Origin of the sequence: Streptomyces silvae (assembly GCF_016745505.1) — a bacterium.
Lineage (GTDB): Bacteria > Actinomycetota > Actinomycetes > Streptomycetales > Streptomycetaceae > Streptomyces > Streptomyces silvae.
Genome location: NZ_JAERUC010000016.1, coordinates 56,952 through 70,749, shown reverse-complemented (window position 1 = coordinate 70,749; position 13,798 = coordinate 56,952). Strand labels below are relative to the sequence as shown.

General features: G+C 72.9%; 15 protein-coding genes. 8 read left to right on the top strand and 7 right to left on the bottom strand.

What is annotated here, in order from left to right:
* Window positions 1–87: 87 nt before the first annotated feature.
* Genes JKV81_RS02685 through hutU form a run of 3 tightly spaced genes read right to left on the bottom strand, consistent with a single transcriptional unit; the run spans window position 88 to window position 4,342 of the window.
* Complete coding sequence (locus JKV81_RS02685) at window positions 88–1,458, bottom strand: formimidoylglutamate deiminase (protein ID WP_202074834.1); 1,371 nt, start codon at window positions 1,456–1,458, stop codon at window positions 88–90.
* Complete coding sequence (locus JKV81_RS02680; protein WP_236055077.1) at window positions 1,449–2,660, bottom strand: allantoate amidohydrolase; 1,212 nt, start codon at window positions 2,658–2,660, stop codon at window positions 1,449–1,451. The genes JKV81_RS02685 and JKV81_RS02680 overlap by 10 nt, the downstream gene beginning before the upstream one ends.
* Window positions 2,661–2,677: 17 nt before the next feature.
* A complete protein-coding gene (gene hutU / locus JKV81_RS02675) occupies window positions 2,678–4,342 on the bottom strand; it encodes a urocanate hydratase (RefSeq protein ID WP_124277296.1) in 1,665 nt (554 codons plus the stop codon).
* A gap of 127 nt (window positions 4,343–4,469) precedes the next feature.
* Here hutU and JKV81_RS02670 point away from each other — a divergent pair, with 127 nt between their 5' ends.
* The 5 genes from JKV81_RS02670 to JKV81_RS02650 all read left to right on the top strand — a co-directional run bounded on the left by JKV81_RS02670 (window position 4,470) and on the right by JKV81_RS02650 (window position 8,195).
* Window positions 4,470–5,828 carry an APC family permease gene (locus tag JKV81_RS02670; RefSeq protein ID WP_147984876.1) on the top strand — a complete coding sequence of 453 codons (1,359 nt, stop codon included), beginning with the start codon at window positions 4,470–4,472 and terminating at the stop codon, window positions 5,826–5,828.
* 201 nt (window positions 5,829–6,029) lie between these two features.
* The gene (locus tag JKV81_RS02665; RefSeq protein ID WP_124277298.1) at window positions 6,030–6,434 is read left to right on the top strand and encodes a hypothetical protein; all 405 of its coding nucleotides are present in this window, start codon (window positions 6,030–6,032) and stop codon (window positions 6,432–6,434) included.
* On the top strand, window positions 6,431–7,237 hold the full coding sequence (locus tag JKV81_RS02660; protein ID WP_129263805.1) for a helix-turn-helix domain-containing protein: 807 nt from the start codon (window positions 6,431–6,433) through the stop codon (window positions 7,235–7,237). Before JKV81_RS02665 ends, JKV81_RS02660 begins: the two co-directional genes overlap by 4 nt.
* 38 nt (window positions 7,238–7,275) lie before the next feature.
* Complete coding sequence (locus JKV81_RS02655) at window positions 7,276–7,743, top strand: roadblock/LC7 domain-containing protein (protein WP_124277300.1); 468 nt, start codon at window positions 7,276–7,278, stop codon at window positions 7,741–7,743.
* A gap of 77 nt (window positions 7,744–7,820) precedes the next feature.
* A complete protein-coding gene (locus JKV81_RS02650; protein WP_099177260.1) occupies window positions 7,821–8,195 on the top strand; it encodes a hypothetical protein in 375 nt (124 codons plus the stop codon).
* Between the two features lie 10 nt (window positions 8,196–8,205).
* On the opposite strand, the gene JKV81_RS02645 is transcribed toward JKV81_RS02650, so the two are convergent.
* Together JKV81_RS02645 and JKV81_RS02640 are read right to left on the bottom strand one after the other, a co-directional pair.
* Window positions 8,206–8,745: a hypothetical protein gene (locus JKV81_RS02645; protein ID WP_129263807.1), complete on the bottom strand. Its 540-nt coding sequence runs from the start codon at window positions 8,743–8,745 to the stop codon at window positions 8,206–8,208.
* Between the two features lie 136 nt (window positions 8,746–8,881).
* Window positions 8,882–9,730 carry a MurR/RpiR family transcriptional regulator gene (locus JKV81_RS02640; protein ID WP_124277303.1) on the bottom strand — a complete coding sequence of 283 codons (849 nt, stop codon included), beginning with the start codon at window positions 9,728–9,730 and terminating at the stop codon, window positions 8,882–8,884.
* A 153-nt stretch (window positions 9,731–9,883) separates the two neighbouring features.
* Between JKV81_RS02640 and JKV81_RS02635 the strand changes: the two genes are divergently transcribed.
* Window positions 9,884–10,465: a thioredoxin domain-containing protein gene (locus JKV81_RS02635; RefSeq protein WP_202074833.1), complete on the top strand. Its 582-nt coding sequence runs from the start codon at window positions 9,884–9,886 to the stop codon at window positions 10,463–10,465.
* A 31-nt stretch (window positions 10,466–10,496) separates the two neighbouring features.
* Here the strand turns inward: JKV81_RS02635 and JKV81_RS02630 are convergent, their stop codons facing one another.
* Window positions 10,497–10,979, bottom strand: coding sequence for a MarR family winged helix-turn-helix transcriptional regulator (locus JKV81_RS02630; RefSeq protein WP_129263811.1), 483 nt, complete (start codon window positions 10,977–10,979; stop codon window positions 10,497–10,499).
* 127 nt (window positions 10,980–11,106) lie between these two features.
* Between JKV81_RS02630 and JKV81_RS02625 the strand changes: the two genes are divergently transcribed.
* Entirely contained in the window at window positions 11,107–12,222 is a 1,116-nt protein-coding gene (locus JKV81_RS02625) for an epoxide hydrolase family protein (protein WP_202074832.1), read from the top strand.
* Between the two features lie 25 nt (window positions 12,223–12,247).
* On the opposite strand, the gene JKV81_RS02620 is transcribed toward JKV81_RS02625, so the two are convergent.
* A complete protein-coding gene (locus JKV81_RS02620; RefSeq protein WP_129263815.1) occupies window positions 12,248–13,051 on the bottom strand; it encodes a maleylpyruvate isomerase family mycothiol-dependent enzyme in 804 nt (267 codons plus the stop codon).
* Window positions 13,052–13,186: 135 nt separating this feature from the next.
* On the opposite strand from JKV81_RS02620, the gene JKV81_RS02615 reads away from it, so the two are divergent.
* Complete coding sequence (locus JKV81_RS02615) at window positions 13,187–13,609, top strand: hypothetical protein (RefSeq protein WP_202074831.1); 423 nt, start codon at window positions 13,187–13,189, stop codon at window positions 13,607–13,609.
* Window positions 13,610–13,798: the final 189 nt, after the last annotated feature.

Here is a 13,798-nt window from a genome sequence, read left to right as displayed (position 1 = left end):
CTTCCGGCACGGGCTCGGGCCGGTCCTCCGGCCCGGGCGCGGGCCCGGGGTGGGCTCGGGTTCGCGGTGCGGGGCGGGGCCGGGCTCTCAGCCGTACAGCGCGGCGACGGCCGAGGCGAGCGCTCCGGGCACGTCCTCGATCCGTGTGTGCCGGCCGTCCCGGACGATGTGCCGGCCCGCCACCACGGTGTGCCGCACATCGGCGGCCGTGGCGGCGAATACGGCCGCTTCGGCTGCCATCCGCGGCACCGGCCCCGCCGTTCTGACGGAGTCCAGCGCGACGGTGGCGAGGTCGGCCCGCGCGCCCGGTTCGAGCACACCGGCGTCCGGGCGGCCGAGCGCGGCGTGGCCGTCGGCGGAGGCCGCCCTGAGCAGGGCCGCCGCCGTCCAGTGGCCGCGTACATGGGTGCGCAGCCGTTCGTTCAGCTCCATCGCCCGGGCCTCCTCGAAGAGGTCGATCACGGCGTGGCTGTCGCTGCCCAGCGAGAGGGGGGAGCCCGCGCTCTGGAGCGCGGCGGCGGGGCCGATGCCGTCGGCCAGGTCGCGTTCGGTCGTGGGGCACATGCAGGTGCCGGTCCGGGAGGAGCCCAGCAGCTCGATGTCCTCGGCCGTGAGGTGCGTGCTGTGGACGGCGGTGGTGTGCGGGCCGAGGACCCCGTGGTCGGCCAGGAGCCGGGTGGGGGTGCGGCGGGTGGCGGCGAGGCAGGCGTCGTTCTCCGCGGTCTGCTCGGAGAGATGGACGTGCAGCGGGACGCCCCGCTCCTGGGCCCAGCCGGCGACGGTGGCCAGCTGCCCCGCCGGCACGGCGCGTACGGAGTGGATCGCGGCGCCGATGACCACCTGGTCGCCGTCGCCCTTGAGGAGGGAGGCCCGTTCGGCCCAGGCGTCGGCGGTGGTGTCGGAGAAGCGCAGCTGGTGCCGGCTCGGCTTCTCGCCGAACCCGGCGGCGAGATAGGCGGTGTCGAGGAGGGTGATGCGGATGCCGGCCTCGGCGGCCGCCGCGATGAGCGCCTCGCCCATGGCGTTCGGATCGTCGTAGGGCGTGCCGCCGGGCGCGTGGTGCAGATAGTGGAATTCGCCGACCGCGGTGATCCCGGCCAGCGCCATCTCGGCGTACGCGGCACGGGCCAGGTCGTAGTAGGTGTCGGGGGTGAGGCGGGCGGCCGTGCGGTACATCAGCTCGCGCCAGGTCCAGAAGGTGCCGGTGCCCACCTGGACGGTGGAGCGCAGCGCGCGGTGGAAGGCGTGCGAGTGGGTGTTCGCGAGCCCGGGGACGGTCAGGCCCTCCAGCACGGTGGCGCCGGGCGGCGGTGCGTCGATGCCGGTCCGGACACCGGCGATGCGCCCGTCGGCCACGTCCAGGAGGACCCCTGGCTCCACATGGGTGCCGAGCCAGGCGTGCGACATCCAGTACGTCGCGGTGACCGGTGTGCCCGTCGGTTGCGTTGTCAGCTGCACGCGAGACCTTCCAGTACGTCGGCGAGTGCCCTCACCCCGGCCACGCAGTCGTCCTCCGTGGCGTGCTCGGCGGGTGAGTGCGAGATCCCGGTGGGGTTCCGTACGAACAGCATGGCGGTCGGCACGGAAGCGGACAAAATACCCGCGTCGTGTCCGGCCCCCGTGCCGAGCAGGGGCACCGTCGCCGCGCCGTCGGCGCCCCGCTTCTCCAGGACCCGGCGGATCTCGTCCCGCAGCGCGTGCTGGAAGTCCACCACGGGCGTGAACGACTCGCGTACGACGTCGAGATCGATGCCGGCCCGCTCGGCGTACTCCCGCGCGGCCCGCTCGACACCGCTGACGACGGCGTCGAGCGTGTCCTGGTCGGCGGCCCGTGAGTCGAGCCAGCCCCGCACCAGGGAGGGGATCGCGTTGACCCCGTTCGGCTCGACGGCGATCTTGCCGAAGGTCGCGAGGCCCCCGGCCAGCTCGGCCTCGCGCCGGGCCGCGAGCACGGTCTCGGCGTACGTGAGCATCGGGTCGCGGCGGTCGGTGAGGCGGGTGGTGCCGGCGTGGTTGGCCTCACCCCGGAAGTCGAACCGCCAGCGGCCGTGCGGCCAGATGGCGGAGGCCACCCCGACCGGGTCGCCGCTCAGGTCGAGGGCGCGTCCCTGCTCCACATGGAGCTCGACGAACGCACCGATCCGGGCGAGGCGTTCGGGGTCGGGCCCGATGGCGTCGGGGTCGTACCCGGCGGCCTCCATGGCCTGCGGGAGCGAGACGCCGTCCCCGTCGCGGAGCCGGTGCGCGTGCTCGGTGGTCAGCTGCCCGGCGGCGAGCCGGGAGCCGACGCAGGCGAGCCCGAAGCGGGCCCCCTCCTCGTCGCCGAAGTTGGTGATGGCCAGGGGCCTGGTGAACACCGCTCCCCTGCGGCGGAGTTCGTCCAGGGCCGCGAAGGAGGACACCACGCCGAGGGGGCCGTCGAAGGCGCCGCCGTCGGGTACGGAGTCGAGGTGGGACCCGGTGACCACGGCGTCCCCGGCGAGCGGGTCGCCGAGCCAGGCCCACTGGTTGCCGTTGCGGTCGATCTCGTGGTCGAGGCCGCGCGCCTCGGCCTGCGCCTGGAACCACAGGCGGCAGTCGGCGTCGGCGCCGGTCCAGGCGTAGCGGCGGTAGCCGCCGGAGGCGTCGCTGCGGCCGATGGGCCGCAGCGAGCGCCACATGGCGTGGAAGGTGTCGCTCACGCGGTTCCTTCCTCCCGCATCGGGATGCGCACGCCGCGCTCGTCCGCCACCGACTCGGCGATGTCGTAACCCGCGTCCACGTGCCGGATGACACCCATGCCGGGGTCATTGGTGAGGACGCGGCGGATCTTCTCGCCGGCCAGCTTCGTGCCGTCGGCGACCGAGACCTGGCCCGCGTGGATGGAGCGGCCCATGCCGACGCCGCCGCCGTGGTGGATGGAGACCCAGGAGGCGCCCGAGGCGACGTTCACCATGGCGTTCAGGAGCGGCCAGTCGGCGATCGCGTCGGAGCCGTCGAGCATGGCTTCCGTCTCGCGGTAGGGGGAGGCCACCGAACCGCAGTCCAGGTGGTCGCGGCCGATCGCGAGCGGGGCGGCGAGGGTGCCGTTGCCGACCATGTCGTTGAACATGTCGCCCGCCTTGTCGCGCTCGCCCTGTCCGAGCCAGCAGATGCGCGCGGGCAGACCCTGGAAGTGGACGCGCTCGCCGGCCATCCGGATCCAGCGGTGCAGCGACTCGTTCTCCGGGAACAGGTCCAGGAGCGCTTTGTCCGTCTTGTGGATGTCCGAGGCCTCGCCCGACAGCGCCGCCCACCGGAAGGGCCCCTTCCCCTCGCAGAAGAGGGGCCGGATGTAGGCGGGGACGAAGCCCGGGAAGTCGAACGCCCGTGTGTACCCGGCGAGCTGGGCCTCGCCCCGGATCGAGTTGCCGTAGTCGAAGACCTCCGCCCCGGCGTCCATGAAGCCGACCATCGCCTCCACGTGCGCGGCCATCGACTCCCGGGCGCGCCGGGTGAAGTCGGCGGGCTTCTCGGCCGCGTACGAGGCCATGTCGTCGAAGTCGACGCCCACCGGCAGATAGGCGAGCGGGTCGTGCGCGCTGGTCTGGTCCGTGACGATGTCGACGGGGGCGCCCTCGGCGAGCATCCGGGGCAGCAGCTCCGCCGCGTTGCCGAGCAGGCCGATGGAGAGCGGCCGCCGCGCGTCGCGGGCCTCGACGGCCAGCTGGAGCGCGTGCTCCAGGGAGTCGGCCCTCACGTCCAGGTACTTGTGCTCGATGCGGCGCTCGATGGCGCGCGGGTCGACGTCGATGCAGATCGCGACGCCGTCGTTCATGGTGACGGCCAGCGGCTGGGCGCCGCCCATGCCGCCGAGGCCGGCGGTGAGCGTGATGGTCCCCGCCAGCGTCCCGCCGAACCGCTTCGCGGCGACCGCGGCGAAGGTCTCGTAGGTGCCCTGGAGGATGCCCTGGGTCCCGATGTAGATCCAGGACCCGGCGGTCATCTGCCCGTACATGGTGAGCCCGAGGGCCTCCAGCCGGCGGAACTCCTCCCAGTTGGCCCAGTCGCCGACCAGGTTGGAGTTGGCGATCAGGACGCGCGGTGCCCACTCGTGGGTCTGCATGACGCCGACCGGCCGCCCGGACTGGACGAGCATCGTCTCGTCCTGCTTGAGCGTCCGCAGCGTACGGACCATGGCGTCGAAGGACCGCCAGTCGCGGGCGGCCTTGCCCGTACCGCCGTAGACGACGAGCTTGTCGGGGTGTTCGGCGACCTCGGGGTCGAGGTTGTTCTGCAGCATGCGGAGGGCGGCTTCCTGCTGCCATCCCAGGGCGCTCAGTTCCGTACCGCGCGGTGCCCGTACGGGGCGGGGTCCTGACATGGCGGTGCCTCCTCGCGATGTGGCTCTCTTATTCACATCCTGTCCTCCTGAATAGTCCTAGTCAACAGGTGAGGCCCCGCCCTCCCCCGGGCAGGCCTTCAAGTCACCACACCCCCGGGGAGGCCCCGTGTCCGCATCGCAGCCCACGAACGCATCGACCACGTCCGGTGAACCCCCGCTCAAACGGGCCATCGGCCCCAAGCTCCTCATCCTGTTCGTCATCGGCGACATCCTCGGCACCGGCATCTACGCCACCACCGGCAAGGTCGCGGGAAAGGTCGGCGGGGCGCTCTGGCTGCCGTTCCTCATCGGTTTCGTGGTCGCGATGCTCACGGCCGCCTCGTACGTCGAGCTCGTCGGCAAGTACCCCAGGGCGGCCGGTGCCGCGCTCTACGCCCAGAAGGCGTTCAAGGTCCCGTTCCTGACCTTCGTCATCGCCTTCATGGTCATGTGCTCGGGCCTCTCCTCCGCCAGCGCCGCGGCCCTCGCCTTCAGCGGCGACTACCTCGGCGAGTTCACCGACGCCGTGCCGCCCACCCTCGTCGCGATCCTCTTCGTCCTCGCGCTCGCCGCGATCAACCTGCGCGGGGTCGCCGAGTCGGTGAAGGCCAACGTCGTCCTGACGCTCGTCGAGCTCAGCGGCCTCGTGGTGATCCTCTCGATCGGCGCCTACGCCGTGTTCGCCGGCGGGGGCGAGCCCTCCCGGCTCACCGACCTGGAGACGGGCGGCACCGGATACGCCCTGATGACCGGCGTCCTCGGCGCGACCGCGCTCGGCTTCTTCGCCTTCGTCGGCTTCGAGGACTCGGTGAACATGGCCGAGGAGACCCAGGACCCGGCCCGGACGTTCCCGCGCGCCATCTTCATCGGCGTCACCGTGACGGGCACCATCTACGTCCTGGTCGCCCTGGTCTCGTCCCTGCTGGTCGACTCCCGCACCCTGGAGGGTTCCAGCGGGCCGCTGCTCGAGGTGGTGAAGGCGGGCGGCGTCGACTTCCCGCCCAAACTCTTCGCGCTCATCGCCCTGTTCGCGGTCACCAACTCGGCGCTGATCAACATCATGATGGCCTCGCGGCTCTGCTACGGCATGGCCAACGAGCGCATCCTGCCCCGCGCGATGGGCAGCGTCCTGGCGAGGCGCCGCACCCCCTGGGCCGGCATCGTCTTCGTGACCGTGCTCGCCGTCGGCCTCGTCTCCACCGGCGAGATCGAGGGCCTCGGCGACACCACGTCCTTCCTCCTCCTCTGCGTCTTCGCCGTCGTCAACATCGCCGTACTCGTGCTGCGCAAGGACCGGGTGGACCACGCCCACTTCCGTACGCCGACGGCGCTGCCCGTGCTGGGGGCGATCACGTCCCTGATCCTGGCCAGCCCGCTGGCCGACCGGGCCGCGGACGTCTACATCCGCGCCGGGATCCTCCTCCTGATCGGAATCGGTCTCTGGGCGGTCAACAAGGCGGTGATGTCGGCCCAGAAGAAGGCCTGACCCCGCGCGGAGGCGGACCGGAACCACCAGGGAATGTCAGCCGGCCGGACACGTTCCGGCCGGCTTCCGCACGTCCGGCCTGCCGCCCATTACACGGTCCGCCGCATGTACCTATGGAAAATGCCAGAACTCCCACCAGCCGCGCACACGTTGCGTAGCCTCTCCATTACATCCGCACGCCACGTCGGGAGGGAGTTCGCGTTGCCCGGGATCGACGAATGCCTGATCGAAGTCATGAGGCTGCCCGGTGCCCGGGGTGCCGCGGTGGTCGACTGGACGAGCGGTCTCGCGCTCGGCACGATCGGCGAGTCGCCCAACGGCGACCACGAGGCCACGGCCGCCGAGACGGCCGAGGTGGCGAGGATGGCCGCCGAACAGCCGGTCTTCGGCCAGGCCGACGCGCCCACCGGGTTACCGGGGCCGCCCGCCTCCGCCGTCGAGGACGTCATCGTCACCACCGCCCCCGGCTACCACATCCTCCGCTTCGTCGAGACGGCCTTCGACAGCAGCGTCTTCCTCCACCTCTGGCTGGACCGCGCCGAGGGCAACCTCGCCCTGGCGCGCATACGGCTCGGCGAGATAGCGGAGCGGCTGGTCCTGGCATGAGACCCACCGCCACCGCCCGGCCCGTCCCACTCGAACGGGCCGCGCCCTCCCCGATGCTGCAGCGGCTCGAGGCGGAGCGCGCCACCGGCGCACTGATGCGCGACCGCGGCACCCTGTATCTCGCCGACGGCCAGGTCGTCCACGCGGAGAGCCCCGCCACCCCCGGCATCGACGTCCTGCTCACCACGGGCGGAGCCCTGCGCTCCGAGGGCTGGTGGGACGCGGTCGCCCAGGCGGGCGCCGGACAGCGGGTCGGCCGCTACCTCGTGGACAGCGGCCGGGTCCCCGGCGGAGCCCTGGAGCTCTGCCACCTGGGCGCCCTGTACGACGCGGCCTTCTTCGCCCTGGCCCCCACGCACACACCGGCCCGCTTCCGTTACGGCGTCTCCCACTGGATCGGCCCGGTCCGCCCCGTGCCCGTGCACGCCGTGCAGCGCGAGACGCTCCGGCGCCGGGAGCTCCTGGACCGGATCTGGCCGGACGCGCTCACCGACAGCGCGCCGCTCGCCCCGACGGCCCACCCGGTCGACGCCCCGGTCCCGCCGCGCCAGCGCCGCGTCCTCGCCCTGGTGAACGGCGAGCGCACGGCCACGGACATCGCCCAGGAGCTGGGCCGGTCCGCCTTCCACATCCTGGTCGACCTGCGCCGGCTGGCGGCCGCCGGACTGGTCGAAGCGGTCCGCCCCGCCCCGGCCGGGTCCGCATCGGTGTCCGGGCACGGCCGCATCGCGCTGCCCGACGTCACGACCGACCCCGATGTCGCCCTGCTGCGCCGGCTCAGAGACGCATTGGAGGCCTTGTGATACGCGCGCTCAGACAGCGTGCCGGGAGGAGACAGCTGATGGTGCCCGAGGCAGAGGTGAAGGACGTCCTCGACGAGCTCCAGCGGTTACGCGCCCGGGTGCCGCTCCTGACCGGCGCGCTGGCCGCCAGCACGGACGGCCTGATCGTCGCCCAGGACACCCCGGGCATCGAGGCGGAGGGTGTCGCCGCGCTGACCGCCGCCGCGCTCGGCGTCTCGATCCGGATGACTGACGCCACCGGGCGGGGCGGCTTCCGCGAACTCCTGATCCGCGGCGAGAGCGGCTACATCGCCACCTACGCGGCGGGCTCCTCCGCCGTCCTCACCCTGCTCGCCGAGGACCGCATCAACGTCGGCCGCCTGCACCTCGAAGGCCGCCGCGCGGGTGCGCGTATCGGCGAGGTCGTCGACGCCGCGCAGGACCGCCCCGACCGGCCCGTGCCGCCTCCGCGGCCGCAGCAGGCGCGGGCGCTGCCCCGCCGCACCACCCCACCGGATGCCACGTGACACCCCGCACCACCCGGCAACGCACCACCCAGCAGCGGACCGGCCACCGGGCCGGCCAGGGAAAGGAAACGAGCACTATGGCCAACACCGAAGCGTCACTGAAGGATGCGATGGCGTCGATCGAGGGGACCGTCGGTGTCGCACTCGTCGACTACACCAGCGGCATGGCGCTGGGCACCCTGGGCGGCGGCAAGGACTTCAACCTGGAGGTCGCCGCGGCAGGGAACACCGATGTCGTCCGCGCGAAGCTCCGGACCATGGAGCACCTGGGCATCAAGGACGAGATCGAGGACATCCTGATCACCCTCGGCGCCCAGTACCACCTGATCCGGCTCCTCAAGACCCGCGGCAGCAACGGCCTGTTCCTCTACCTCGTCATCGACAAGGCCAGGTCCAACCTGGCGATGGCCCGCCACCAGCTGCGGAAGATCGAGGCGGAACTGGAGGTCTGATCCGGCTCCCTCAGCGGCGGCGACGCCGTGCCCCTCCGGGCGCGGCGTCCCCCGCCATGGGGCCGGTCGTCCGGTACGCCTTCACGTGCTTTCCCGCGGGCCGGCCGCGCTCCACCCAGTCGGTGCGCACCCAGTACAGGACGTCGTCCCGCCCCTCCCGCCGGCCGATCCGGGCGGCCTTGAGCCAGAGCCCGGCGCCGGCCCCGGCCAGCACGAGCCCGCCCGCACCGGGCAGCACGTACGCACTGGCGACCGCCACGAGGAACGCGCCGGCCAGCCACCAGCGGTAGCCGCGCCGCCAGTTTCGTACGGTCACGTCCCGGTCCTGGAGGAAGTCACCGCGCCCGGCCCGGGTGGCGGCCCTCGCGAGCTCCGCGTACCGCCCCGTACGGGTGAACGCCACGGCGGCCAGGGTCACCAGGAACAGCGCGGCGCCCGCCAGCAGCCCGATCCGCCGGCCGGTGAGCCCGGGGACGAACGCGCCGACGGCCGCCGCCAGCAGCCCCGGCCACCACAACGGCGCGGCCCCGGCCCGTACGATCACGGCCACCCTCGCCAACGACTGCGCTCCGCGCCCCACGTCCGTACCCCTCTCCGCGGTTCCCTGTGGACCTTCTGGGCGCGGAGATTAATAGGCACAGATGAGCGATGTCTGAGAAACGGCGAAGCAGCCGCCCGTCTTCCGCCTACTCGACGAACAGGCCCCGCGCGGCGGCCCTCGCGTCGAACTCCTCCAGCCGGGCCTGTGCCTCGGGCAGCCCGTCGCACATGGCCTCCAGCAGCACCCGCCCCAGCAGCATCGGCGCGCACGCGGTGTCGAAGGCCAGTCCGGTCCCGACGGCGGCCGGGATCAGCAGATCGCTGTGGGCCGCCACGGGCGCGAACGCCGAGTCGGCCACGGTCACGACGGTCAGCCCCTGCTCCCGGGCGTACGCCAGCGCGTCCACGACCTCGCGCGGGTGCCGCGGCAGCGCGAAGCACAGCAGCACGCTCGCACCGGCCCGCCGGGCGGCGTCGACGCGGTCGTGCAGCATGCTGCCGCTCTCGTCGAGGACCCGCACATCGGGGTGCACCTTGGCGGCGAAGTACCCGAACCCCCGGGCCTGCGAGGACGCGGCCCGCAGCCCGAGCACGAGCAGCGGCCTGGACCCGGCGAGCAGCCGCCCCGCCCGCTCCACCGGGGCCGGATCGGCGAGCAGCTCGGACAGCTGCCGCAGATTCTCGATCTCGGCCCGCACCGCCTGCTGGTACTCGTTGAAGCTCTCCTCGACGCCGTCCGCGCCGGCCGCCCCCTCCGGGGTGACGTCCCTGAGGTGCTTGCGCAGCGCGGGGTACCCGTCGAAGCCGAGCGCCACCGCGAAGCGGGTGACGGACGGCTGGCTGACCCCCGCCAGCTCGGCCAGCTCCACGCTGGACAGGAACGGTGCATCGGCGGCCCGCCGCACCATGGAGTGCGCGATCCGCCGCTGGGTGGGCGTGAGCCGCTGCCCCTCGAAGAGCCGCTGCAACCGCGCCGCCGGGCTGCTCCCGCTCATGCTGTCCCCTCCACCTGTCCACCGCGCCGGACCCGGCACCGAGGAATCCATTCAGCCAGCAAGCGGTCTGCATGTCCATATACAGTCCGCGCACGCCCCCGGCTCCCCGCCGCTCGCATTGCGGGACCGCCCCCCGCTGCCGACCCTGGGGGCATGATCCCAGCCAATACGAGAGGGCCGGGCGGCGTCATCGTCCGCTACGGCGACCCCGACGCCGCGCATGTGCTGAGCGTCTACGCCGATCTGCGCTGCCCGTACTGCAAGCGCATGGAGCTCGGCCTCGGGGCCGTGATGGAGCAGGCCGCCGACGAGGGCCGGTTCGCGGTGGACCACCATTTCGGCACCTTCATCGACGACTCCGCGGGCGGCAGCGGGTCCCTGGAGGCGCTGGCCGCGCTGGGAGCCGCCGCGGACGAGGGGCAGAAGCCGTTCATGCTCTTCCTGCGGGCCCTGTACGCCGATCAGCCCAGCGAGGACGTGGACGCCTTCGCCGACCGGGACACCCTGCTGCGGCTCGCCGACGAGGTCCAGGCACTGCACACCGACGAATTCCGGCGGAAGGTCATGGAGCGCACCTATCTGCCCTGGGCGGCGCAGGTGTCGGCGGCCTTCGAGACGAGCGGCGTGCGGTCCACCCCGACCGTCCTGTTCGACCGGGTCCCGGTCTCCGTCATCAACGCCATGGGGTACGCGGTCACCCCCGAGGCCTTCCTCGCCGAAGCGACCCCTCCCTGATCGCCGGGCCGCGGCCGTCCGCGGCCTGACGTCAGCGCGCGGGCTCCTCCGGGGTGCCGGCCGCCCCGCCCTCGTGGTGGTGCAGCAGCCTGGACAGCAGCCCGGTCAGCTGCTGCCGCTCCTCGGGCGACAGCGGGGCCAGCAGCTCGTCCTGCGAGGCGGCCAGCTGCTTCTCCAGCCGCCGCAGATGCCGCCTGCCGGCACCGGTCAGCGAGATGACGTTGCGCCGCCGGTCGGAGGGGTCCGGGGCCCGCTCGACCAGCTCGCGGTCGGCGAGCTCGTTCACCGTCGCCACCATGTCGCTGACGTGGATGCCGCTGCGGCGGCCCAGCGCGGCCTGGCTGGCCGGTCCGCCCTCCTCCAGCGTCGCCAGCAGACGGTAGTGGTAGCCGCGGGCACCGGCCGACGAGAACCCCTCGGCCACCAGCCGGTGCGCGTGCTGGGCGGTCTGGGTGAGCAGCCAGCTGGGCAGCCCCTTCCATCGGACGGGCGTCTCGTCTGCCGGGCTCTCCATGGGACGAGTCTAACTAATCGTTGGACGCACCTACGATTGCGAGTATCGTTCGGATGGTAAACGTTTGTCGCCCAAACGTTTGGCGCCCCACTGTTCGGGCGCGAATGAAGCCGTCTGGAGTGATCCCATGATCAAGCCGTTCCGCATCGCCGTACCCCAGGCCGATCTCGACGACCTCGACGACCGCCTCTCCCGTACCCGTTGGCCCGACGAAGTGACCGGCGCCGGGTGGGATTACGGCTTCCCGCTGGCACGGCTCAAGGAGCTGGCCGCACACTGGCGCACCCGCTACGACTGGCGTGAGCACGAGGCCGCGCTCAACGAACTCCCGCACTTCACCACCGAGATCGACGGCCAGAACATCCACTTCGTCCACGTCCGCTCCGCGAAGCCGGACGCTCTCGCGCTGATCCTCACCCACGGCTGGCCCGGTTCGTTCCTGGAGTTCCTCGACGTCATCGAGCCGCTCTCGCGCGACTTCCACCTGGTGATCCCGTCGATCCCGGGGTACGGATTCTCCGGGCCGACCCATGAGCGGGGCTGGGACACGGCCCGTATCGCCCGGGCCTGGGCGGAGCTGATGCGGCGCCTCGGTCACGAGCGCTACGGCGCGCAGGGCGGCGACTTCGGCGCGGGAATCTCGACGGCGCTCGGTGCCGTCGCGCCCGACCGGGTCGTCGGAGTGCACGTCAACTACCTGCCGACCCGGCCTGCCCCCGAGGCCGGCATCGCGCTGTCACCGGCGGACGAGGCCCGGCTCGACAGGATCCGCCGGCTGATGGCGAACCGGCCGCCCTACCAGGCCCTCCAGGCCACCACCCCGCAGACCGTCGGCTACGCGCTGACCGACTCGCCGGCCGGCCAACTGGCCTGGATCGCCGAACGGTTCGCCGAGTGGACCGACCCCCGGTCGACGATCAGCGACGAGCAGCTGCTCACCGATGTCTCGCTGTACTGGCTGACCGCCACCGCCGCCTCCTCGGCACGCCTGCACCGCGAGACGGCGCGGGGCGCCGCCCCGTGCCCGGTCCCGGTCGGCGTGGCGGTGTTCGCGCACGACATCACACAGTCGGTACGGCCGCTGGCCGAGCGGCTGTACGACATCAGGCACTGGTCGGAGTTCGAACGCGGCGGCCACTTCGCCGCGATGGAGGTCCCGGAGCTCCTCGCCGAGGACGTACGGACCTTCTTCCTGACCGTCCTCGCCACCCCGTCCGCCCAGGAACTCCCCGCAGGCGCATGACACCGGCCGCCCGGCGCGTGGGGGTTCAGAACACGACGCGGGCCGCCATCAGCGCGGCCCGCGCCCCGGGGTCGCCCTCCAGCTCCAGGCTGCCGCGCACCGGCCGCCCCGACACATGCCGGGCGAAGTCGACCGCCTCCGCGTGCAGCGTGGCCGCCGGACTGCCGATGCCGAGCAGCCGGCGCCCTCCCGCCGGTCCGTGGAGGTCGATCTCCACCGCGGGCCCCGTCCAGGTGAGCGCCAGGTCGAGCACCACCTGGTCCACGATCTCCCGGTCGTGCCCGTCCAGGACCAGGCCGGTCCCGAGGGCATCGCAGAGGTCCACCCGGTGCATCCAGGTGTCACGGGCGGCGAGCACGTTGCCGAGGTAGTCCACCGAGTCGTCGGGCAGGGCCTTCGCCTCCGGGTAGAGCAGGCTCAGCCGGACCCTGCGCCGGGCCGGGGCGGGCACCCGGCGCAGCGCGATGAGCGCCTGCGGGGCGAAGTGGGCGAGGGCGCCGATCAGTTCGCGGCCCGGGACGGCCTTCCGGTCCTCGATCTGGCTCTCGTTGTGCCCGTCCAGCGGACCGAGGTGCGGATGGGTCCGCGAGGCCCGCCGGATCCGGCGTACGGCGATCCAGGGACGCGGTATTTCCTCGTACTGGCCGACTGTGTGCGCCAGCATGTCCCGGACCGTCCAGCCGGTGCAGGCGGTCGGCCGCCTCCAGTCCTCGTCGGAGAGCTCGCGGTAGGTGGAGATGGTCGCCCGCAGCTCGGCCTCGTTGACCAGCCGGGCCCTCGTCCCGGACGTCCGGGGCACGGCACGGGCGGAGGATGTCGTGGTGGCCATGGGCGCGCCTCCCGTCTCCCGTGCTCCGGCATCAACGCTACGCCGACGGGGCCCGCCGTGCCCTGCGCGGCGGACCGCCGAAACAGGGGGGCTAACCCCACTGACCCGGGTGCCCGCGGTTCGTACCGTAAGCGTATGGAAGCCCGTGACCCTGAGCTCAGGCGAGAGCTCGACGCCACCCTGCAGGCCCGCGGCGAGCTGGGGCCCGAGTACGAGTCCGCGCTCATCGACTCGTTCCTGGAGAAGGTCGAACAGCGGCTGGCCGGCACGAACGACCAGCAGGCGAGGCGTCTCCTCGCCGAACAGCGGATGACGGCCGCCCCTCGAGCCGCGCAGCCCGCCGCGCCGGCCGTCGGCACCTTCGGGGAGCGGTTCGGCTTCGGGGTCGTCTCGCTGGTCCTGGCGATCCCCCTGTCCGCGATCGGCGTCGCGAACGCGGGGATCGAGGGGCTCGTCGTGGCCTGGCTGGGGATCTTCGGCGTGAACGCGGTGCACGCCGCACGCGCGTGGCCGTGGACCCGCGGCAAGGGGCGGACCGCGTCCGACTGGGACGGCTGAGGCACCCGAGGGAGCCGGGGGAGTTGGCTGAGGCGCCCGAGGGAGCCCCGGCCGCCTGCGTCCGCGCATGAGCATGAATGCGTCCGCACATGAATAATCGCGGGGACCGCCGCACCCCCGGTTTCCCGGAGGGCGGGACGACGGCGGTCCCCGCGAGGGACGCGGTCCCGGGTCAGGGCCGGGTGTCGC